Annotated in this window: 25 protein-coding genes and 5 tRNA genes; 22 read left to right on the plus strand and 8 right to left on the minus strand. The window is 60.5% G+C overall.

Annotated elements, in window-relative coordinates; translation table 11 throughout:
- The first annotated feature begins 37 nt into the window (after positions 1 to 37).
- Positions 38 to 913, plus strand: a complete 876-nt coding sequence (locus tag IE166_RS03550; RefSeq protein WP_189501665.1) for an alpha/beta hydrolase — start codon at positions 38 to 40, stop codon at positions 911 to 913.
- A gap of 23 nt (positions 914 to 936) precedes the next feature.
- Here the strand turns inward: IE166_RS03550 and IE166_RS03555 are convergent, their stop codons facing one another.
- On the minus strand, positions 937 to 1269 hold the full coding sequence (locus IE166_RS03555; RefSeq protein ID WP_189501667.1) for an SMR family transporter: 333 nt from the start codon (positions 1267 to 1269) through the stop codon (positions 937 to 939).
- A 196-nt stretch (positions 1270 to 1465) separates the two neighbouring features.
- Positions 1466 to 1540: transfer RNA gene (locus IE166_RS03560), tRNA-Asn, on the minus strand.
- Between the two features lie 183 nt (positions 1541 to 1723).
- Here IE166_RS03560 and IE166_RS03565 point away from each other — a divergent pair.
- On the plus strand, positions 1724 to 2050 hold the full coding sequence (locus IE166_RS03565) for a PGPGW domain-containing protein (protein ID WP_244641311.1): 327 nt from the start codon (positions 1724 to 1726) through the stop codon (positions 2048 to 2050).
- A gap of 8 nt (positions 2051 to 2058) precedes the next feature.
- Here the strand turns inward: IE166_RS03565 and IE166_RS03570 are convergent, their stop codons facing one another.
- Positions 2059 to 2733: an alpha/beta hydrolase gene (locus tag IE166_RS03570; RefSeq protein WP_189501669.1), complete on the minus strand. Its 675-nt coding sequence runs from the start codon at positions 2731 to 2733 to the stop codon at positions 2059 to 2061.
- Between the two features lie 252 nt (positions 2734 to 2985).
- Here IE166_RS03570 and IE166_RS03575 point away from each other — a divergent pair, with 252 nt between their 5' ends.
- The 7 genes from IE166_RS03575 (at position 2986) to IE166_RS03605 (ending at position 10211) form a co-directional block, all read left to right on the plus strand.
- Positions 2986 to 4146 (plus strand): cysteine desulfurase family protein, encoded by a 1161-nt coding sequence (locus tag IE166_RS03575; RefSeq protein ID WP_189503223.1) that lies wholly within the window; start codon positions 2986 to 2988, stop codon positions 4144 to 4146.
- A gap of 130 nt (positions 4147 to 4276) precedes the next feature.
- Entirely contained in the window at positions 4277 to 5812 is a 1536-nt protein-coding gene (gene sufB / locus IE166_RS03580; protein ID WP_189501671.1) for a Fe-S cluster assembly protein SufB, read from the plus strand.
- A gap of 42 nt (positions 5813 to 5854) precedes the next feature.
- A complete protein-coding gene (gene sufC / locus IE166_RS03585; RefSeq protein ID WP_189501673.1) occupies positions 5855 to 6610 on the plus strand; it encodes a Fe-S cluster assembly ATPase SufC in 756 nt (251 codons plus the stop codon).
- A gap of 11 nt (positions 6611 to 6621) precedes the next feature.
- Complete coding sequence (gene sufD, locus IE166_RS03590; protein WP_189501675.1) at positions 6622 to 7884, plus strand: Fe-S cluster assembly protein SufD; 1263 nt, start codon at positions 6622 to 6624, stop codon at positions 7882 to 7884.
- A 13-nt stretch (positions 7885 to 7897) separates the two neighbouring features.
- The gene (locus tag IE166_RS03595) at positions 7898 to 8584 is read left to right on the plus strand and encodes a hypothetical protein (RefSeq protein WP_189501677.1); all 687 of its coding nucleotides are present in this window, start codon (positions 7898 to 7900) and stop codon (positions 8582 to 8584) included.
- Positions 8584 to 9828, plus strand: a complete 1245-nt coding sequence (locus IE166_RS03600) for a cysteine desulfurase (RefSeq protein ID WP_189501679.1) — start codon at positions 8584 to 8586, stop codon at positions 9826 to 9828. The genes IE166_RS03595 and IE166_RS03600 overlap by 1 nt, the downstream gene beginning before the upstream one ends.
- Before the next feature lie 5 nt (positions 9829 to 9833).
- Positions 9834 to 10211 carry an SUF system Fe-S cluster assembly protein gene (locus IE166_RS03605; RefSeq protein WP_189501681.1) on the plus strand — a complete coding sequence of 126 codons (378 nt, stop codon included), beginning with the start codon at positions 9834 to 9836 and terminating at the stop codon, positions 10209 to 10211.
- Positions 10212 to 10262: 51 nt separating this feature from the next.
- Here the strand turns inward: IE166_RS03605 and IE166_RS03610 are convergent, their stop codons facing one another.
- Positions 10263 to 10583 carry a DUF1236 domain-containing protein gene (locus tag IE166_RS03610; protein ID WP_189501683.1) on the minus strand — a complete coding sequence of 107 codons (321 nt, stop codon included), beginning with the start codon at positions 10581 to 10583 and terminating at the stop codon, positions 10263 to 10265.
- 169 nt (positions 10584 to 10752) lie between these two features.
- Between IE166_RS03610 and sufA the strand changes: the two genes are divergently transcribed.
- The gene (sufA, locus tag IE166_RS03615) at positions 10753 to 11139 is read left to right on the plus strand and encodes a Fe-S cluster assembly scaffold SufA (RefSeq protein WP_189501685.1); all 387 of its coding nucleotides are present in this window, start codon (positions 10753 to 10755) and stop codon (positions 11137 to 11139) included.
- Positions 11140 to 11141: 2 nt separating this feature from the next.
- Here sufA and IE166_RS03620 read toward each other — a convergent pair whose 3' ends face one another.
- Positions 11142 to 11639, minus strand: a complete 498-nt coding sequence (locus IE166_RS03620) for a GFA family protein (protein WP_189501687.1) — start codon at positions 11637 to 11639, stop codon at positions 11142 to 11144.
- A 68-nt stretch (positions 11640 to 11707) separates the two neighbouring features.
- Between IE166_RS03620 and IE166_RS03625 the strand changes: the two genes are divergently transcribed.
- Positions 11708 to 12040, plus strand: a complete 333-nt coding sequence (locus tag IE166_RS03625) for a TfoX/Sxy family protein (protein WP_189501689.1) — start codon at positions 11708 to 11710, stop codon at positions 12038 to 12040.
- Here the strand turns inward: IE166_RS03625 and IE166_RS03630 are convergent, their stop codons facing one another.
- Both IE166_RS03630 and IE166_RS03635 read right to left on the minus strand, forming a co-directional pair.
- Positions 12041 to 13564, minus strand: coding sequence for a DEAD/DEAH box helicase (locus tag IE166_RS03630; RefSeq protein WP_189501691.1), 1524 nt, complete (start codon positions 13562 to 13564; stop codon positions 12041 to 12043).
- Positions 13565 to 13721: 157 nt separating this feature from the next.
- Positions 13722 to 14498: an NAD kinase gene (locus tag IE166_RS03635; protein ID WP_189501693.1), complete on the minus strand. Its 777-nt coding sequence runs from the start codon at positions 14496 to 14498 to the stop codon at positions 13722 to 13724.
- 157 nt (positions 14499 to 14655) lie between these two features.
- Between IE166_RS03635 and IE166_RS03640 the strand changes: the two genes are divergently transcribed.
- Positions 14656 to 14731: transfer RNA gene (locus IE166_RS03640), tRNA-Thr, on the plus strand.
- A 28-nt stretch (positions 14732 to 14759) separates the two neighbouring features.
- Positions 14760 to 14942, plus strand: a complete 183-nt coding sequence (locus IE166_RS03645; protein WP_189501695.1) for a hypothetical protein — start codon at positions 14760 to 14762, stop codon at positions 14940 to 14942.
- A gap of 9 nt (positions 14943 to 14951) precedes the next feature.
- Here IE166_RS03645 and rlmB read toward each other — a convergent pair whose 3' ends face one another.
- Entirely contained in the window at positions 14952 to 15764 is an 813-nt protein-coding gene (gene rlmB, locus IE166_RS03650) for a 23S rRNA (guanosine(2251)-2'-O)-methyltransferase RlmB (protein ID WP_189501697.1), read from the minus strand.
- A gap of 188 nt (positions 15765 to 15952) precedes the next feature.
- Between rlmB and IE166_RS03655 the strand changes: the two genes are divergently transcribed.
- The 9 genes from IE166_RS03655 to rplA all read left to right on the plus strand — a co-directional run bounded on the left by IE166_RS03655 (position 15953) and on the right by rplA (position 20576).
- A tRNA-Tyr gene (locus tag IE166_RS03655) sits at positions 15953 to 16037 on the plus strand.
- Positions 16038 to 16059: 22 nt separating this feature from the next.
- Positions 16060 to 16133 (plus strand) — tRNA-Gly (locus IE166_RS03660).
- A 168-nt stretch (positions 16134 to 16301) separates the two neighbouring features.
- Complete coding sequence (gene tuf, locus IE166_RS03665) at positions 16302 to 17477, plus strand: elongation factor Tu (RefSeq protein ID WP_189501699.1); 1176 nt, start codon at positions 16302 to 16304, stop codon at positions 17475 to 17477.
- 86 nt (positions 17478 to 17563) lie between these two features.
- Positions 17564 to 18127 carry a putative glycolipid-binding domain-containing protein gene (locus IE166_RS03670; RefSeq protein WP_189501701.1) on the plus strand — a complete coding sequence of 188 codons (564 nt, stop codon included), beginning with the start codon at positions 17564 to 17566 and terminating at the stop codon, positions 18125 to 18127.
- A gap of 72 nt (positions 18128 to 18199) precedes the next feature.
- A tRNA-Trp gene (locus IE166_RS03675) sits at positions 18200 to 18275 on the plus strand.
- Positions 18276 to 18527: 252 nt separating this feature from the next.
- On the plus strand, positions 18528 to 18731 hold the full coding sequence (secE, locus tag IE166_RS03680) for a preprotein translocase subunit SecE (RefSeq protein WP_189503224.1): 204 nt from the start codon (positions 18528 to 18530) through the stop codon (positions 18729 to 18731).
- 25 nt (positions 18732 to 18756) lie between these two features.
- Positions 18757 to 19284, plus strand: coding sequence for a transcription termination/antitermination protein NusG (nusG, locus tag IE166_RS03685; protein ID WP_189501703.1), 528 nt, complete (start codon positions 18757 to 18759; stop codon positions 19282 to 19284).
- A gap of 151 nt (positions 19285 to 19435) precedes the next feature.
- Entirely contained in the window at positions 19436 to 19867 is a 432-nt protein-coding gene (gene rplK / locus IE166_RS03690) for a 50S ribosomal protein L11 (protein WP_189501705.1), read from the plus strand.
- Between the two features lie 4 nt (positions 19868 to 19871).
- Positions 19872 to 20576 (plus strand): 50S ribosomal protein L1, encoded by a 705-nt coding sequence (gene rplA / locus IE166_RS03695; protein ID WP_189501707.1) that lies wholly within the window; start codon positions 19872 to 19874, stop codon positions 20574 to 20576.
- The last annotated feature ends 349 nt before the right edge of the window (positions 20577 to 20925 follow it).

The following is a 20925-nucleotide window of genomic DNA, read 5'->3' on the forward strand; positions in this document are numbered from 1 at the left end:
ACATGGCGTTGATCGACGGGATGCGGGACAAAGAGCCATGCGCCGAATCGCTTTTGCCCTACTCGCCACAACTGTCCTCCTCACTCTGCCGGCACAGGCCGAGCAGCTGAAGCCGTTCAAGGACAAGCTGTTTGCCTATCCGGCAGTACTGGCAACGTCGGACAACGGCGCGCATGTCACGATCGATTATCAGGAGATGCGCGACATCAACGGCCGCGATGCCGTGCCTGAGCGGCGGGTGAAGCCGGACTATATCGCGACCAATGTGCGTGGGGTGCAGCAGGATCTGGCACTGACGAGCGACAGCGGCGCCAAGATCACCCATGTTGCCGTCGGCAAACGGGAAGGAGCGAGCATGATCGTGCTCTACCTTCACGGGCAGGGCGGCTCGCGCAAGCAGGGCGTCGATGACTTCACCTTCGGCGGAAACTTCAATCGGATAAAGAATCTGATGGCTGCCAGTGGCGGGCTGTATCTTTCGCCGGATTTTCCCGACTTTGGCGACAAGGGCGCAGACCAGGTGGCCGAGCTCATCAAGCATTATAGCGATGCATCACCGACAGCTCGGGTGTTCGTGGCCTGCGGCTCAATGGGCGGCGGGCTTTGCTGGGCGTTGGCGCGCAAGCCCGAGATCGTCGGCAAGCTCGGCGGCCTGCTGCTGCTGGGCTCGCATTGGGACGATGCTTTTCTGACGAGTGCTGCCTTCAAGGCGAAGGTGCCGGTGGTGTTCGCGCAAGGAAGCCGCGATCCGGTGTTTCCGGTGGACAAGCAGGAAGCGTTTTTCCGTAAGATTCGAGCGGCGAGCCCGAACTATCCGACTCGCTTTGTTCGTTTCGAAAGCGGCACGCATGGCACGCCCATTCGCATGATCGACTGGCGTGAAACGCTGAGCTGGATGTCCGCTGCGCACTGAAACAGCAACTTGGCAGCGCAGATCTAGTGTGTGCTGGTTCTTGATAGAAGGTTGATGACCAGCACGCCGGCTATGATCAGCGCCATGCCGATAATCGCGAATGCATCCGGTCTTTGATCGTAGATGATCCACGCCACCACGGTGACAAGAATGATGCCGCCCGCTGCCCAAATCGCGTAGGCAATGCCGACCGGGATCGTGTCGAGCACACGCGCGAGCAGGTAGAAGGCCGCGCCATAGCCAAGAACCACGAGCACGGACGGACCGAGCCGGGTAAAACCCTGTGACGCCTTCATGGCGCTGGTGCCGATGACCTCAGCAAGAATCGCGAGGGTGAGAATCGCATAAGGCGGCATGAAACAGGCTCCTGATCGATCTGCGTCTAACAGCAGATGCATTCTGGATCGTCACGTTCACAGTGCTGTGACGATGACGGCCTAGGCAGATTTGGAAGGAGCGCATAGAGCTGCGCCGCTTCAGCAGCAAGCAGGCACATCGAACCGCCAAGCAGGTGCTGCTCGGACGACGATGTTCAGCGATGTTTGGAATGGATGGCTCCCCGGGCCGGATTCGAACCAGCGACCAACCGGTTAACAGCCGGTTGCTCTACCACTGAGCTACCGGGGAACAGTGCTCGTTTGCGAGTGGGTGGCCTATAGCAAAGAGACTTTGCGTTTGCAAAGAGGCATTTCATATTTTCCACGATGGAAGTGTCATTACCCATCGTTACTTCCACAAACCGCCTGCCATCCCTATCTGCAGGGGCCTGCTTCAGACCTGATGCACACGACCCATGAGGAATGCCAGCGAATGACGGTTGATCCGCAACTGCCGCCGACACGGAAGATCAACCTGCTCGGGCGCGACTTCGCCATGCCGCAATCGCGCCGCTGGCGCATCACCATCGGCATATTCCTGATCATCGGCGGATGCCTCGGCTTTCTGCCGATCCTCGGCTTCTGGATGATTCCGCTGGGTCTGGTGATCCTGTCTTACGAATATGCCTGGGTACGGCGTCGCCGCCGACGCGTGACGGTGTGGTGGGGCAGGCGGAGGCAGAAGCCGGCCATGAAAAACAAACGGCCGCCGCGAGATGTCGCGACGGCCGCTCAGATCGATAGGAGTTCGAGAGTCTAGACTATGGCTTAGCGCAGACGCTTCGGGCGGGCGTCGGCCAGTTCGCCGTTCAAGCGACGATCGAGATAGTCCGAACAGGCCTCGATCAACTCGCCTTCCTGGTTCGTGAAGAAGTGGTTGGCGCCAGGCATCGTGTTCTGCGTGATCGTGATGCCCTTTTGCGTGTGAAGCTTGTCCACCAGCGTCTGCACGTCCTTCGGCGGCGCGACCTTGTCCGAATCGCCATGGATGATCAGGCCGGATGACGGGCAGGGCGCCAGGAACGAGAAATCGTAGATGTTGGGCTGCGGCGCAATCGAGATGAAGCCTTCGACTTCCGGGCGGCGCATCAGGAGCTGCATGCCGATCCAGGCACCGAAGGAATAGCCGGCAACCCAGCAGCTCTTCGAATCGGGATGGAGCGACTGCACCCAATCGAGCGCGGCCGCTGCATCCGACAATTCGCCGGTGCCATGATCGAACTCGCCCTGGGAGCGGCCAATCGAGCGGAAGTTGAAGCGCAGTGTCGTGAAGTTGCGCTTCTGGAACATGTAGAACAGGTCATACACGATGCGGTTGTTCATCGTGCCGCCGAACTGAGGGTGCGGGTGCAGGACGATCGCGATCGGGGCGCTCTTTTCCTTCGAGGGCTGATAACGACCTTCGAGGCGGCCGGCCGGGCCGGTAAAAATGACTTCGGGCATGGATACTCCACTCGCGCGCCGGCCCAGCCTGTGCATGGCCTCAGATGAATGGCTGTCATGCCCGACGCGCACTTGACGCTCCCGGCGAGGCTCCTTAGAAACCTTTGTTTAGAACCATTCAAAACTGGCGGACAGATAAGGATCCCGCCGGCAAAGCGGCTAGATAGGACGCGGAGCCTTGCGTTTTCAAGGAAATAACGCACGAACAGTGATCCCGACCTGCCTGCGCGTTGCGTGCGGCGGAGGACGGTGCTGATGCGACCGCGTGTCTATCTCGACCATAACGCCTCCATGCCGCTCCGCGCTGCCGCCAAGGCCGCGATGATCGAAGCGCTGGATGTGATCGGAAATCCGTCATCGGTTCATGCCGAAGGCCGCAAGGTCCGGCAATTGATCGATGGCGCGCGCCGGGATGTGGCGGCTCTGGTAGGTGCCGATCCCGCAAGGCTGGTGTTCACCTCCGGCGCCACCGAAGGCGCGGCGACCTTGCTGACCCCGCACTGGACGATGGGCCGGGCGCCGCTGTTGTTCTCGCGGTTGTATGTCGGCGCGACGGAACATCCTTGCGTGTCCGGCGGCGGACGCTTTGCGCCGGAGCAGGTGACGGTGGTTCCAGTTGGCACGGATGGTGTGATCGATTTGGTGGCCCTGCAAGCGATGCTTCAGGCACATGACCATGCCGCCGGCTTGCCGCTGGTTGCGGTGCAGGCTGCCAACAACGAAACCGGGGTCTTTCAGCCGATCAAGGAAATCACGGCGATCGTGCGCGCGGCGAAGGGGCCGCTGATCGTCGACGCGGTGCAGGCAGCCGGCCGGCTGCCGATCGCTCTCGATGCCGGCTTTGGCGACTACCTCATTCTTTCTGCGCACAAGATTGGCGGGCCGAAGGGTGTTGGCGCGATTGCATCATCATCGGATGTGTTGATGCCGGCACCGCTGATCCGTGGCGGCGGGCAGGAGCGTGGTCATCGCGGCGGCACGGAGAACTTTAGCGGTATCGTCGGCTTCGGTGCTGCCGCACGCGAGGCGCTGGGTGAGATCCCGCAAATGCCCGAGCTTGAAGAACGGCGCCAGGCTCTTGAAGCCGAGATCGTGCAACTGGTTCCTGATGCCGTGATCCACGGTATGACGGCGGCCAAGCGGCTGCCGAACACGATCTTCTTCACTATACCGGGAATGAAGACGGAAACGGCGCAGATCGCCTTTGATCTCGCAGGAATTGCCTTGTCGGCGGGGTCGGCCTGTTCGTCCGGCAAGGTTGGCGCGAGCGCGGTGTTGACCGCGATGGGCTGGGATGGCGAGGGCGCGCTGCGCGTGTCGTTCGGACCGGCCACGAGCGCGCAAGACCTCGCTCAGTTCACCAATGCGCTCGGCACTTTGGCCGCGCGTCGAACGGGGCGGAACGCCGCCTGAAGAAATTGGAGGATGCGTCACCCCGGCGGGGTGATTTTCCTTCTGTGAATGACTACATGACGGCCAATCGCTTCATGCGGCCATGTCGTCGACTGCCGGGCCTTGAACCCGGCAAGGATGGAGATTGCCAATGCCTGCCGTGCAGGAAACGATCGATCAGGTTCGCCTCATCGATGTAGACCAGTATAAATATGGGTTCGAAACCGAAATCGAGATGGACAAGGCCCCTAAGGGCCTGAACGAAGATATCATTCGTTTCATCTCGGCGAAGAAGAACGAACCGCAATGGATGCTCGACTGGCGTCTGGATGCGTTCGAGCGCTGGAAAACCCAGGAAGAGCCCACTTGGGCACGTGTCGATTATCCCAAGATTGACTTCCAGGACATTCACTACTACGCCGCGCCGAGATCGACGCCTGGGCCGACCTCGCTTGCCGAAGTCGATCCCGAGTTGCTGCGCACCTACGAGAAGCTCGGTATCCCGCTGCGGGAACAGGAGATTCTTGCCGGCGTTAAGAAGCCTGGCCATGAAGAGTCGGAAGACGGCGTTCTCGCTGATACCGAAAGCCTCAACGTCACTGGCGGTCGCCGCGTTGCGGTGGACGCGGTGTTCGACTCGGTTTCCGTCGTCACCACCTTCAAGAAGGAACTCGCCAAGGCCGGCGTGATCTTCTGCTCGATCTCGGAAGCGATCCGCGAGCATCCCGAGCTCGTGAAGAAGTATCTCGGCTCGGTCGTGCCGGCGTCGGACAATTACTACGCAACGCTGAATTCGGCTGTTTTCACCGACGGCTCTTTCGTGTTCGTGCCCAAGGGCGTTCGCTGCCCGATGGAGCTGTCGACCTATTTCCGCATCAACGAGAAGAACACCGGCCAGTTCGAGCGCACGCTGATCATCGCGGAAGAGGGCGCTTACGTCAGCTATCTCGAAGGCTGTACGGCACCGCAGCGCGACGAAAACCAGCTGCATGCGGCCGTTGTCGAGTTGGTTGCGCTGGATGACGCCGAGATCAAGTATTCGACTGTGCAGAACTGGTATCCCGGCGATGCCCAGGGCAAGGGCGGCATCTACAACTTCGTGACCAAGCGCGGTGACTGCCGCGGCGATCGCTCGAAGATCTCGTGGACGCAGGTCGAGACCGGTTCGGCCATCACCTGGAAATATCCCTCCTGCATCCTGCGCGGCGACGACAGCCGCGGCGAGTTCTACTCGATCGCCGTGTCGAACGGCTATCAGCAGATCGACAGCGGCACCAAGATGCTGCATCTCGGCAAGAACACGTCGAGTCGCATCATTTCCAAGGGCATCGCGGCGGGTTTCTCGCAGAACACCTATCGCGGCCAGGTTTCGGCGCATCGTAAGGCCACCAACGCCCGCAACTTCACGCAGTGCGACTCGCTGCTGATCGGCGACCGCTGCGGCGCGCATACGGTGCCCTACATCGAAGCCAAGAACGCGACGACTCAGTTCGAGCATGAAGCAACGACGTCGAAGATTTCCGACGATCAGAAGTTCTACGTCATGCAGCGCGGCATTCCGGAAGAAGAAGCGATCGCGCTGATCGTCAACGGCTTCGTCAAGGACGTGATCCAGGAACTGCCGATGGAGTTCGCGGTGGAAGCGCAGAAGCTCATCGGCATCAGCCTTGAAGGCTCGGTCGGCTGAGGTTTGCCTCAGCCTTTGGCCTCTGATTTTGAAAGAACGAACATGCTAGAAATCAAGAACCTGCACGCCCGCATTGCCGACGAAGGCGCTGAGATCATTCGTGGCTTGAACCTGACCGTGAAGGCTGGCGAAGTGGCTGCGATCATGGGACCGAACGGCTCGGGCAAGTCGACGCTTTCCTACATCCTCGCCGGTCGCGAGGATTATGAGGTCACCGAAGGCGAGATCCTGTTCAACGGCGAGTCGATCCTTGAGATGGATCCGGCCGAGCGTGCGGCCTCCGGCATTTTCCTGGCTTTCCAGTACCCGATGGAAATACCGGGTGTGGCGACCATGGAGTTCCTGAAGGTTGCCATGAACGCGCAGCGCAAGGCGCGTGGTGAAGAGCCGCTGAAGATCCCGGAACTGTTGAAGCGCGTGAAAGACGCGTCCGGCAAGCTGAACATCGACATGGCCATGCTGAAGCGGCCGCTGAACGTCGGCTTTTCCGGCGGTGAAAAGAAGCGCGCCGAGATCCTGCAAATGCAGCTTCTCGAGCCAAAGCTTTGCGTGCTGGATGAAACGGATTCCGGCCTCGACATCGATGCGCTGAAGATCGTTTCGGATGGCGTTAACGCGCTGCGGTCGCCGGATCGCGCCGTGGTCGTGATCACCCACTACCAGCGCCTGCTGGAGCACATCGTGCCGGACAGCGTGCACGTGCTCTACAAGGGCCGCATCATCAAGTCGGGCGACAAGTCGCTGGCGCTCAACCTCGAAGAAAATGGCTATGCCGGCGTGATCGGCGAGGCGGCCTGAGGAGCGTGACCATGAATATGCATGTCACTCCCCAGCATACGCCTGCTGAAAAGGCGTTGATCGATGCGTTCAATGCGCGCGTGGCTGATCTGCCAGGCGACGGCATGGTCACGATTAAGCGCGACGAAGCGATCGATGCCATCAAGGCTGGTTTGCCGACGCGCCATGTGGAAGCCTGGCACTATACGGATCTGCGACGTTTGCTGACGACGGTGCCGGCTGTTTCGACCTCCGCACCAACGGTTCTGGAGCCGCTGCTGGCAGGCTCGACCGTGCTGCGCGTGTCGGGCGGCAAGACGCAGGATCTTCCTTCGGCTGAGGGTCTCTCCTTCATTCGGTTGAGCGATGAACTGGCTGAAGGGCGCGGCATCAATGCGCTTGGGCCGACCGATGCGGCCGATACGATCGGTGCGATCAACACTGCCTTTGTGACAGACGGCTACGGCGTCGAGATTGCGGAAGGCGTCGAACTGGCTGCGCCATTGGAGATGCAGAATCTGCATACGGGTGGCCAGGTGCATACGCGCTTCGGCGTCAATGTCGGTGCTGGCTCCAAGGCTGTGATCGTGGAGCGTCAGACCGGCCAAGCTTCGGCTTTGGCCAGCGCAATTACGACGCTGAGCGTGCGTGACGGCGCCGAGGTGCTTTACCTCATCGTGCAGGAACAGCCGGAAGGCTCCTCGCATCTCGGCCAGTTCCGCGCCACGATCGGCAAGGATGCCAAGCTGACGCTGTTCATCATGAATGCCGGCGGCAAGCTGGTGCGTCAGGAGATCGTGGTCGATGCAGCTGGCGACGGTTGCGACTTCCAGCTGCGTGGCGTCAATCTGCTGGCCGGCGATACGCATACCGACGTCACCATGGTGCTTGATCATTCCAGCCCAAATACGGGTTCGCGCGAGGTGATCCGCAACGTCGTGACCGACCGCGCCAAGGGCGTGTTTCAAGGCCGCATCAACGTGCACCAGATCGCGCAGAAGACCGACGCGAAGATGGCCTGCAACACGCTGCTTCTGTCGGATGATGCGGACTTTTCGGCCAAGCCGGAACTCGAAATCTTTGCCGACGACGTGGCCTGCGGACATGGCGCCACGGTGACGGATATCAACGAGGATCATCTGTTCTACCTCATGGCGCGTGGCGTGCCGGAAAAGGCGGGTCGTGGTCTTCTGGTAAAGGCGTTCCTGGCTGAGGTCATCGAGGAACTGGAAAACGAGGCCGTCATCGAGGCGCTGGAAGCCAAGCTCGACGCCTGGTTCGTCCTGCACGGCTAGGGCGGAGGTGGCTATGGTGATGATCGCGGGCTCGGATGATCGACCCCTGCCGAGCATTTTCGTGGCCTACATCCTGGATGGGTTCAGGGCTTTTGCGCGTCCGGTCACGACGATCAGCGGCGCAGCTGAGCGTCACCTTTCTTATGGTCAGCTGACCCTTGTGGCACTTGGCTTCCTGGTTCTTGCCATCTTGCTCGGTATAGCGCCGCCACTCTTGGCACCATATGCGGGCTCGCTGGATAGTGTCCCGAGTGGGTTCGTCGACTTCAGCCGCTCTACGCAGGTGTTTATTGGTGTGCTGAGTGCTGCACCCCTCCTCTTGCTGTTCTTCTCGCTGGCAATCCTCTTCTTCATCGGCGTGGTACTGGGTGGCAAAGCGAGCTTTCGGCGATTTGGTTCAGCCGGGATGGTCTTGGCTGGCGTCTGGTTGGTCGGTCACTTTTTACAGCTTGTCCTTTTCGGATCGGCCCTGCTTGTTCCAGATAGCGAACTGCTGGCCCTCATTCGTCTCGCGCTGCCGCTTTTGCTGGCGGTGATCCTGATCTCCTTCTCCGTTCTGACAATGCGTTATGGATTACAGCTGGATCAGCTGCGGTCATTCGCAGCTGTCATGATCCTTCTCGCTTTGTCGGCTGCCGAATCCTTCATCATGGGAGGACACGTCTTCGGCACCTTGTCTGCTACGGGGCAACTTATCTGATGGTCGAAGAGAAGATCAGTATCGCCGATTATGACGTTGAGGCAGTGCGCCGCGACTTCCCTATTCTATCGCGGGAAGTCTACGGCAAGCCGCTCGTTTATCTCGACAATGGCGCGTCGGCGCAGAAGCCGCAGGTGGTGCTGGATGCCATCCAGCATGCCTATTCGCAGGAATATGCCAACGTTCATCGCGGGCTGCACTTCCTCTCGAACGCGGCGACGGATGCCTATGAAAAGTCTCGCGAAACGGTTCGTCGCTTCCTGAATGCGCCTTCGATCGACCAGATCGTTTTTACCTCGAACTCGACATCGGCGATCAACACGGTGGCCTATGGCTATGGCATGCCGAAGATCGGCGAGGGCGATGAGATCGTTCTGTCAATCATGGAGCACCATTCCAACATCGTGCCGTGGCACTTCATCCGCGAGCGGCAGGGCGCGAAGCTCGTTTGGGCCCCGGTGGAGGATGATGGGTCGTTCGATCTGGATGCCTTCGAGACGTGCCTGACATCGCGCACCAAGCTGGTGGCGATCACGCATATGTCGAATGCGCTGGGCACGGTGACGCCGATCAAGGAGATCTGCCGCATCGCGCACGAGCGCGGCATTCCCGTCCTGGTGGATGGCAGCCAGAGCGCTGTTCACATGCCGGTGGATGTGCAGGATCTCGACTGCGACTTCTTCGTCTTCACCGGCCACAAGGTCTATGGCCCGTCGGGTATCGGCGTGCTCTACGGCAAGCGCGAGATGCTCGAAGCCATGCGGCCGTTCCAGGGCGGCGGCGAGATGATTCTCGACGTCAGCGAGGATGCGATCAGCTACAACGAGCCGCCGCATCGTTTTGAAGCGGGAACGCCGCCGATCGTGCAGGCGATCGGGCTGGGTGCTGCGCTCGACTACATGGATTCGATTGGGCGCGACCGGATTGCTGCGCATGAAGCCAAGTTGAGCGATTATGCGCATGAGCGCTTGAAGGCGATCAACTCGCTGCGCATCTTTGGCGAGGCGCCGGGCAAGGGCGCGATCATTTCCTTCGAGCTGCAGGGCATTCATGCCCATGACGTGTCGATGGTGATCGACCGCTCGGGCGTTGCGGTGCGCGCGGGTACGCATTGCGCCCAGCCGCTGTTGAAGCGGTTCGGCGTGACCTCGACCTGCCGGGCATCGTTCGCGATGTACAACACGATGGCCGAGGTGGATGCCTTGGCCGAAGCGCTGGAACAAGCGCGCAAATTCTTCGGGTGAGCGAGATGAGCGAAGTGTCTGAAGATAATGTGGCCGCCAATCAGCCGGCGATTGAATCGGCCATTCCAGCCGAAGAGCTGGCGCGGCTGACGGACGACATCATCAGCGCGCTGAAGACGGTCTATGACCCGGAAATTCCGGCCGACATCTACGAGCTTGGGCTGATCTACAAGATCGACATCGAGGACAATCGCGAGGTCAAGATCGACATGACGCTGACCGCGCCGGGTTGCCCGGTCGCCGGTGAAATGCCGGGTTGGGTCGAGAATGCCGTCGGCACGGTTGAAGGTGTTTCGGGCGTGGAAGTGGCAATGGTGTTCGATCCACCCTGGACGCCGGATCGCATGTCGGAAGAAGCGCAGGTCGCTTGCGGCTGGTACTGAAAACAAAAAGAGCGGCCCGAAGGCCGCTCGATCTGTACGCACTGGTCGGTCTTAGTCGACGACCTGAACAACGCGGCGCGTGCCCGGCTCGACCAGAACGGTCTGGCCACTCGGCGTCACGACATACTCATACTTGTCGGTCATTTCCGGCACTTCGAGGGGATGAACTTCAACGACGTCCGGAACAACGGTGCCGACCGCAAAGTCATAGTCCTTCACAACGGCAACAGGCGCCGTCTTCTGACGAACGACGTATTCACGGATAACCGGCTGCTGTTCCTTGGTGATGATGACAGTCTGCTGAGCGTTGGCAGCAGCGGCACCGGACAGGATGGTTACAGCGGTCAGACCGGAAAGGATCAGGGTTTTCATAGGTCTCTCCTTGGTTGGACAAGTAGAACACCTGGCATGGAAAGCCGTTCCTTCACGCTCTGCAGCGGAATGAAATATTTGGGTTTGCTAATGCCGGTTGCACGAGCGGCTATGTTCTCCCATCTTAGTGGAAGTGATGCTGCGGCATCGAAGAACAGGCAGGTGGCAGATGGGACGTTTCAGCGTCATGAGCCTTACGGATCGCGCAGCCGAGCGCGTGCGCGAAATCGTGGATGATCGCGACGAGGTGCATGGCATCCGCGTGGGCGTGAAAAGGGGCGGCTGCGCCGGCATGGAATACACGATCGATCTCGTCAGCGAGGTCAATGCCAAGGACGATCATGTCGAACATGACGGCGCGCATGTCTATGTCGCGCCGGAAGCGGCCCTGTTCCTCCTCGGAACGCAGATGGACTTCGAAACAACCAAGCTGCGTTCCGGCTTCGTGTTCAACAATCCCAATCAGTCATCGGCCTGCGGCTGTGGCGAGTCCGTGGAATTGCAGCCGGCCGACCTGAAGGCATTGGCCGAAGCCCGCGCTCAGGGCGCGGGCTGAGTTCAGTCGACCCAGGCGCCTCGTTCGCGGTGCCAATCCTCGATCGACTGTTCGGGGTAAAGGTCGAAGGTCGCATCATCAGGCCCGATCTGCGGCTCGACCCAGGACGCCTTATATTTTAGCATGAGATGAACCGAGCTCGGCGGCGTCGGCAGATGCGTGTCGATTGCCGAGGCGAAGGGGTGAACGAGCTCCGGCCAGGACGGATCGTAGAGCCACAGCGCCGAGCCGCATTCCCGGCAGAAGTTGCGCTCGCCTGACGAGACCTCACAGTGCTCATGCTCGTTGTCTTCGATGGTGGCGCGATAAACCCCAAGATGCGCTTTGCCTTCGATCTTCAGTGTGGTGTTGTCGGCGCCGAGATTGATCGCATATCCGCCGCCGCCCTGCTGCTTACGGCAGATGGAGCAATAACAGCGCTGATACGGCACGGGCGTGTGGCTCTGCACCGAGAATTTGACGGCGCCGCAGCGGCAGGATCCTTCGAGCAACAAAGGCATGGCTTGTTCTTCCTTCTCTGATCAGGAAGAAAACAGGTGAGGCGCGTTGCCGTTCCCGGAGGGTGGTCATGGATGACGAAGCGATTCGTGAGATGTTCGACGGACTGGGCGCTGTCGAGATCCGCCGCATGTTCAGCGGCAAGGGCATCTATCATCGCGGCTTGATCGTCGCGATTCTCTTGTACGACGAGATCATGCTGAAGGGCGATGAAGAGACCGGCCGCTTCTACGAGGCGGCGGGAGGGACACGCTGGGTCTACGAGAACAAACGAACCAAGCAGCCGGTCAGGATGCCGTATTGGTCCTTACCGGCCGATATTGTCGATGATCGAGATCAACTCGCGGAGTGGACCCGCCTGGCCTATGAGAGCGCCATGCGGGTCGAAGCGGCAAAGCGCTGATCAGGCCGGAACGGCCGGAACGACGATCTTCATGAAGGCGGGGATGTCGTCGCCGAAACCGACCACCGTGTTGACGTCGTCCTGATCGCGGTAGCGGCGGTTGCGATCGTCACGATCACGGCGGGGCTGCGGTGCGCGCGCTTCCTGACGCTCTGCATTGCCCTGACGGATTGCATCGCGGCGATCGTGGCGGGGTGCTGGAGCGTCCTCGACTTCTGTTACATCGACTGGCGCCGCTTCAGGCTTGCGCTCACGCGGCTCCCGGCGTTCACCGCGATCACGGCTGCGCGTCGTGCGATCGGACCGGCCGCCGCGGCCACGGCGCGGTGCATCGTCGCTTTCGGTTTCCGGCAGAAGCGTCGACAGGTCACCATCGAGCCACTCGATAGCCTGGTTGGTCAGCTTCTGGACGGCATCCAGATACTTGCCGTCGGACTTGGTCACAAGCGTGAAGGCCTTGCCCGAACGTCCGGCACGACCGGTGCGGCCGATGCGGTGGACGTAATCTTCGGCGTGGATCGGCACGTCGAAGTTGAAGACGTGGCTTACGGCCGGGATATCGAGACCGCGCGCGGCGACATCAGACGCCACCAGCAGCTTCAGCTTGTTGTTGCGGAACGCATCCAGCGTCTGCATGCGGGCGCGCTGGTCCATGTCGCCATGAAGAGCGCCGGCTGAATATTCGTACTTGGTCAGCGAGCGATAAAGCTCGGACACATCGACCTTGCGATTGCAGAAGATGATCGCGTTGGTGACGGCGTCGCCTTCCTCGTCGATGAGCCGGCGCAGAACGGCGCGCTTGTCCCAGGCCTTGGACGCCGACTTTACGAGCCGCTGCGTTACCGTGGTGGCCGTGGAGGAGGGCTTTGCCACTTCGACGCGAACCGGCGCCTGCAGGAACTTCTCCGTCAGCTTGGTAATCTCCGGCGGCATGGTCGCGGAGAAAAACAGTGTCTGGCGGGTGAAGGGGATCATCTCGCAGATGCGCTCGATATCCGGAATGAAGCCCATGTCGAGCATGCGGTCGGCTTCGTCGATCACCAGGATCTCGACGCCGGTCAGAAGCAGCTTGCCGCGCTCGCGATGGTCGAGCAAACGACCAGGCGTTGCGATCAGCACATCCGCGCCGCGCTCGAGCTTGCGTTCCTGATCGTCAAAGGACACGCCGCCGATCAGCAGAGCGATGTTGAGCTTGTGGTTCTTGCCGTATTTGACGAAGTTTTCTTCAACCTGTGCCGCCAGCTCGCGGGTCGGCTCGAGGATCAGCGTGCGCGGCATGCGAGCGCGGGCACGGCCTTTTTCAAGGCGGGTAATCATCGGGAGCGTGAAAGCGGCGGTCTTGCCCGTACCCGTCTGTGCGATGCCCAGGATGTCCTTGCCCTGCAAGGCGTGCGGAATGGCGCCAGCCTGGATCGGCGTCGGCTTCGTATAGCCGGCATCGGTGACGGCTGAGAGGACTTTCGGCGACAGGCCGAGGTCTGCGAACGTTACGTCCTGCTGGACGATGGTATCTTCGGAAGACACGTGGGCGTGATCTTTGCTGTTCTAGGCGCGGAACGATGGTCGGCGCGAGATCGTCCCGGTCGCCGGAAGACCGGGGAATGCTGAGGGCGCGTTACGTCCACGCGCGTGCTTTGTCAAGCTCACGCGATGATTCCAGCCAAGAATCGTGCGATTTCCTCTAGTATCGGAATTGTTCGAGCAAAATCCGATCGTCCCAGGAATGACTTGCGTCAAACAGAACTGTCACCCGAGCCCGCGGCGACTCTTTCACTGTGACTGAAACGACCGACTTTACTTCGATGTTGTCGGCCACCGCATTCACGGGACGCTTCCGGATCTCGCGAACGTCGAAGCGAACTTCCGCCGTATGGGGCAGAAGCGCACCATGCCAGCGCCGCGGCCGGAACGGACTGACGGGCGTCAGGGCGAGCAGGCGCGCTTGCAGCGGCAGGATCGGCCCTTGTGCAGACAGGTTATAGGCGGTGGAGCCGGCGGGCGTGGCAACGAGGATTCCGTCGCAGATCAGCTCCTCCATGCGAGGATGCCCATCCACCGTGATGGACAGCTTGGCGGCTTGGTAGGATTGGCGAAACAGAGACACTTCGTTGATGGCCAACGCCGTAACCGTTCGCCCGTCGGTTGTGCGCGCTTCCATGCTGAGAGGCCGAATTTTCGCGGCGTCGGCGGCGGCGATGCGCTCAACCAGCCCGTCCTCGTTATATTCGTTCATCAGAAAGCCGACCGTGCCGCGGTTCATGCCATAGATCGGCTTGCCCGCAGACATGTTTTCGCGCAGCGTTTGCAGCATGAAGCCATCGCCGCCGAGCGCCACGATCACGTCCGCCTCGGCTGTGCTGACGCAGCCATAGCGCGCGCAAAGGCTTTCGGATGCGGACGCGGCTTCCTCACTCTCGGAAGCGACAAAGGCTAGTTTGGAATTATCCGTGCGCGTCAACTGCGAAGCTCCAGGCCTGAACCGGCCGCGAACCGACAACGGAGATTGCCAGTCGGCCGCATCGGTTACCACGCTGATCAGGCGAAGCAAAGTTTCGCAGGGGCAGCGCGGCTTCGCTTTGACTTGTTCGACGGATGTGGTAAGCGCCGCCTCCAGTGCCCTTGTAGCTCAGCTGGTAGAGCAGCGGTTTTGTAAACCGAAGGTCGCGGGTTCGATTCCTGCCGGGGGCACCATCCCAATCAGCCGAGATCGGTCACGCTTATGATCAGGCTTGTTTTCTTCGCCCTTTTCGTTGCCGCACTTTGGATCGGCATTTTCCAGATCGTGCGCATGATCCGCGCGCGCCAGATCGACTGGCGCGGCGTTGGCCTTGCGGTCTGCTTTATCGGTTTGGCGATCTTCCTGCACCAGCAGACCGGCATTGGCGGCTTGTTCGACAACTAGGTCGACGCCTCAGCCTTTCAGAAGATGCGCGCGCGCCGCATACAGCGCGATCGCTGCGGCATTCGACACGTTCAGCGAACGGATCGCGCCCGGCAGATCGAGGCGGGCGAGCGCGTCGACCGTTTCGCGCGTTTTCTGGCGCAGGCCCTTGCCTTCCGCACCCAGCACCAGCGCGACGCGTTCGCCGCTGAAGCTTGCTTCCAGCTCGGCCGGCCCTTCCGAATCAAGACCAATGGTCTGGAAACCGGACGAGGAAAGGGTGCCGAGAGCATCCGCGAGATTGCGAACCTCGATATGGTCGATGTGCTCCAGCGCGCCGGATGCGGCTTTGGCCAGCACGCCACTTTCCTGTGGGCTGTGGCGTGAGGTCATGATCAGGGCGGCCGCACCGAACGCGACGGCTGAGCGCAGAATGGCGCCGACATTATGCGGATCGGTCACCTGGTCGAGAACCAGAACGAGCTTGGCGTCGCCCATCGCATCGAGCTGCTTGGTGGCGAGCGGTTCGGTTTCCAGCAGCACGCCCTGGTGAACGGCGTCTGGACCGACCTGCGCATCGATGACGCGAGGCTCAACGATCTCGACTGGGACGGTGCTGTCGTCGCGCAGCTCCAGACGCTGAAGCGCATTGCGGGTGGCAAGCAGCCGGTGCTTGATGCGACGGGGATTGTCGAGGGCGGCGCGAACCGTGTGCAGGCCATAAAGCCGCACATGCGTGTCCTCTTCTGTCGGCTGCGCGGCTTGCGTCTGCGAGCGATGCTCGCGCCGCAGCCGGGCGTAATGCGAATCTTTGGGCGTATGGGAAGGGGGCTTGGCACTCATGACGGTGCTATATACGAAGCTGTGGCATGGCTGCAAACCGAGCTTCCGCACCGCAATCCCCAAGCCGGCACAAAAAGCGTCTGCATTGCGGTTGACACGGAAGAGCGGTCTTTGCATAAGGCGCTCGCGATTTGGGGCTGCAAGCCTCGAAGAGCGGACTGCCTCGTTGCAAGGTTCCGTCACAGGATGGAGGAGTGCCCGAGTGGTTAAAGGGGACGGACTGTAAATCCGTTAGCTCAGCTTACGTTGGTTCGAATCCAACCTCCTCCACCACCTGTCGCCGGAACTTGGAAATGCGGGTATAGCTCAATGGTAGAGCAGCAGCCTTCCAAGCTGAATACGCGGGTTCGATTCCCGCTACCCGCTCCAGATCGCCACTAGCATAAAGTTCAACCGCATCTTACATGCGGCAGTGTCTCCGAGGCGGGCAGCCGAATGCTGCTTCCTCGCGAAGAGACTTGTTTTTTCTCGACGATGTCGTTAAGCGCCGCGCAATCCTGAGATCAGGAAAGCCCTGTCGCCAAGGAAAGAGAGACGATGGCCAAAGGTAAATTCGAGCGTAACAAGCCGCATGTGAACATTGGCACGATTGGTCACGTTGACCACGGCAAGACGTCGCTGACGGCCGCGATCACGAAGTACTTCGGTGAGTTCAAGGCGTATGACCAGATCGACGCTGCTCCTGAAGAAAAGGCACGCGGCATCACGATCTCGACGGCACACGTCGAATACGAGACGCCGAACCGCCACTATGCACACGTCGACTGCCCCGGCCACGCCGACTATGTGAAGAACATGATCACCGGTGCCGCGCAGATGGACGGCGCGATCCTGGTTGTGTCGGCTGCCGACGGCCCGATGCCGCAGACCCGCGAGCACATTCTGCTCGCCCGTCAGGTTGGCGTTCCTTCGATCGTTGTGTTCCTGAACAAGGTCGACCAGGTCGACGACGCCGAGCTGCTCGAGCTGGTTGAGCTGGAAGTGCGCGAGCTTCTGTCGAAGAACGAATTCCCGGGCGATGACATTCCGATCGTCAAGGGTTCGGCTCTGGCTGCTCTCGAGGACAGCAACAAGGAAATCGGCGAGAACGCCATCCGCAAGCTGATGGAAGAGGTCGACGCCTATATCCCGACGCCTGAGCGTCCGATTGACCAGCCGTTCCTGATGCCGATCGAAGACGTGTTCTCGATTTCGGGCCGCGGTACGGTTGTGACGGGTCGCGTCGAGCGCGGCATCATCAAGGTCGGCGAGACGGTTGAGATCGTCGGCATCCGCAACACCTCGTCCACGACGGTGACGGGCGTTGAAATGTTCCGCAAGCTGCTCGATCAGGGCCAGGCTGGCGACAACATCGGCGCGTTGGTTCGCGGCGTTGATCGTGAAGGCGTCGAGCGCGGCCAGGTTCTGGCCAAGCCGGGTTCGGTGAAGCCGCACAAGAAGTTCAAGGCAGAGGCCTACATCCTGACCAAGGAAGAGGGTGGCCGTCATACGCCGTTCTTCACGAACTACCGTCCGCAGTTCTACTTCCGCACGACGGACGTGACGGGCATCGTGTCGCTGGCCGAAGGCACCGAAATGGTGATGCCGGGCGACAACGTGACGGTCGACGTTGAGCTGATCGTACCGGTCGCCATGGAAGAAAAGCTGCGCTTCGCAATCCGCGAAGGCGGCCGCACCGTCGGCGCCGGCGTCGTCGTCGCTATCACCGAGTAAGCTCGGTCGAAACGAATGATTGAAAAAGGCGGCCTTCGGGTCGCCTTTTTTGTTTAACGGTATCTCTGTTCTCGGGAGGTGCAACCATGCAGCTGTTTGCAGGCAACAAGACCTTGCGCTGGCAAAGCTGGGATGGAGCCGGCCTGGAGCATTGCGTGATCCGCTCCGAGGGGCTCGATTTCCTGGCGGAGGGCGTCATCGTCGCGCCGACAGCCGCCAAGCCTTTTGCCTGCCGATACGCGCTCCGCTTCGACAGCGCGTGGCATACGCAATCTCTCAGCGTCGCGGTGATCGGTGAGGAACGGTCACTGTTGCTGGTCATGGATGCAAAGGGAAGGTGGCTCAGCAGCTCCGTGCCCGTGATGGAGCTCGATTATGCCCTGGCGCCTGATCTTTCCGCATCGGCCCTGACCAACACGCTTGCCATACGCCGCCTGAACCTGGCGGAGGGTAAGAGCGCCGATATAGAAACGGCCTATGTCGATCTGCCTGACATAGCCGTTTCCGCAGATCCGCAGCGTTACACCTGCCTCAAGAAGGGGAGCCTCTACCTCTACCAGTCGCGCGACAGTGACTTCCAAAGCGAGATCGAGGTCGATGCCGATGGCTTCGTGGTAACCTATCCTGGTCTTTTTCGTCGTTTGATCTGAGCGGAAAGCGACTTCGCTCTTTACAGACGGGCGCGACATCCGTAGGAAGCGGGCCGGCGCTTTGACGCCCTTAGGGGTATAGCTCAGTTGGTAGAGCGGCGGTCTCCAAAACCGCAGGTCGCAGGTTCGAGCCCTGCTGCCCCTGCCACGCTTTTCCCCTTGTTTCCCTTAAACCAGCCCTTGCGCCGATCTAGAATCGGTTTTATATCAACCGTTGCGCGGCGCGTGGGACTCGAGAAACCGAGTTCAACGCGCCCGAACTGCATGGGCGAATGCCTGCATGTGATTCGGACCGCGCATTGCCGAATACGGGGCGTGTTCGGCGTCGGAATTCTTCAAGCATGCGACAACAGGCGTGCAGCAAACTGGTTCCCTCGGGAACGCGAAAATTGAGCGACAGATGGCGTCCAGAACTTCAAATCCATTAACGTTCCTGCAGCAGGTGCGGCAGGAAACAGCGAAGGTCACTTGGCCTTCCCGGCGCGAGACGATGATCTCGACGCTCATGGTTTTGGTTTTCGCTTTTATCGCCTGCCTGTTCTTTTTCGTTGCCGACTTCGCGATGGGTTACACCATCGAGCTGATCCTCGGCCTCGGACGCTAACGGCCACAAACGGAGAGCATCTGAGATGACCGCACGGTGGTATATCGTCCATGCCTATTCGAACTTCGAAAAGAAGGTCGCTGAGGACATCGAGCTGAAGGCCAAGCAGAAGGGTCTGTCGGAACATATCGAGCAGATCGTTGTGCCGACCGAAAAGGTCACCGAGGTCCGCCGCGGCCGCAAGGTCGATGCCGAGCGCAAGTTCTTCCCGGGCTATGTCCTGGTGCGCGCCAACCTGTCGGACGCCGTGTTCTCGCTGATCAAGAATACGCCCAAGGTGACGGGCTTCCTGGGCGATTCCAAGCCTGTGCCGATCACGGACAAGGAAGCCGAGCGCATCATGCACCAGGTGCAAGAAGGCGTCGAGCGTCCGAAGCCTTCGGTGACGTTCGAGTTCGGCGAGGAAGTCAGCGTCTCCGACGGTCCGTTCGCTTCCTTCAAGGGCTTTGTCCAGGAAGTGGACGAGGAGCGTTCGCGCCTCAAGGTCGAAGTTTCCATCTTCGGACGCGCCGTGCCGGTGGATCTCGAATTCGGTCAGGTCGAGAAGGTCTGATCGTTTCACGCGGACTTGAAGGTTCGTGTGTAAGCAGGAGGGTTCTCCTGCAAAGGCCGGTGGGAGGAACGAGCGACTTTAGCCGGTCGCATCAACCAAACCACCGCACTGCAACCGCCGGCATCAGTCCGGTATAAAGAAGGCAGAGTATATGGCTAAGAAAATTGCAGGCCAGCTCAAGCTCCAGGTCAAGGCAGCGTCGGCAACCCCGTCGCCTCCGATCGGCCCGGCTCTTGGTCAGCGCGGCATCAACATCATGGAGTTCTGCAAGGCGTTCAACGCGCAGACCCAGGAGATGGAGAAGGGTTCGCCCGTCCCCGTCGTGATCACCTATTATCAGGACAAGTCGTTCACCTTCGTCATGAAGACGCCGCCGGTGTCTTACTTCCTGAAGAAGGCCGCCAAGATCGAGTCCGGCTCGAAGCTTCCCGGCAAGGGTGGCGTGGCCGGCCGTATCACGCAGGCGCAGGTTCGTGAGATCGCCGAAGCGAAGCTCAAGGATCTGAACGCAAACGACGTCGATGCAGCGATGCGCATGGTTGAGGGCTCGGCCCGCTCCATGGGCCTGGAAGTGGTGGGCTGAGATCATGGCTAAGAAGGCTGGAAAGCGCATCACGCTCGCTCGCAAGGGCATTGATGTCGACAAGAACTACGATCTCGCCGAGGCCGTGAAGCTGCTCAAGGAGCGCGCCACTGCCAAGTTCGACGAGACCATCGAAGTCGCTATGAACCTCGGCGTTGATCCACGCCATGCTGACCAGATGGTCCGCGGCGTGGTGAACCTGCCTAACGGCACGGGACGTACGGTTCGCGTTGCTGTGTTTGCTCGTGGTGACAAGGCTGATGAAGCCCGCGCTGCCGGTGCCGACATTGTTGGCGCGGAAGATCTGGTTGAAACCGTCCAGAAGGGCGAGATCGACTTCGATCGCTGCATCGCCACCCCGGACATGATGCCGCTGGTCGGTCGTCTCGGTAAGGTCCTCGGCCCGCGCGGCATGATGCCGAACCCGAAGGTCGGCACCGTGACCGTCGACGTTGCCGGCGCCGTCAAGGCGTCCAAGGGCGGCGCTGTCGAGTTCCGCGTTGAAAAGGCCGGCATCATTCATGCTGGCGTTGGCAAGGCGTCCTTCGAGTCGACCGCTCTGGTGGAAAACATCCGGGCTTTCGCTGACGCGGTTGTTCGCGCCAAGCCGGCCGGCGCCAAGGGTGTGTACGTTCAGAAGATCGCGTTGACCTCGACCATGGGCCCAGGCCTCAAGGTCGATTTCTCGACCCTGAACCCGGCTTCCTAAGGGAAGCAACGGCTGGCCCGAGAGGCTGGCCTACCAATTCCGGGCGCTTCGGCGTCCGGATATGCGGACCAGAAATGATCCGCAATCCTGTCCGAGACTGCAGGCGGTTCCAAAACGAGCGGGACCTTAATCGCAAAGCCTGCATGAGACGGGTGAGGGCTGATTTCTCGATGCTGCGGCATCGTGCTGTCGGTTCGAACCGTGAGTGCCTTTTGTCTGCGTGCTGTTCGGCAACGAGCAGCATGGCGAAAGGGGACAGGATCCTCGAACGCCGACCGGATGGTCTTTCAGATCGCCCGCCGGCAAAAGGCAACCGGCAGACTGCTTCGCAAGAAGTGGACTGCCAACT

This window comes from Tianweitania populi (assembly GCF_014652875.1).
Taxonomy (GTDB): Bacteria; Pseudomonadota; Alphaproteobacteria; order Rhizobiales; family Rhizobiaceae; genus Tianweitania; species Tianweitania populi.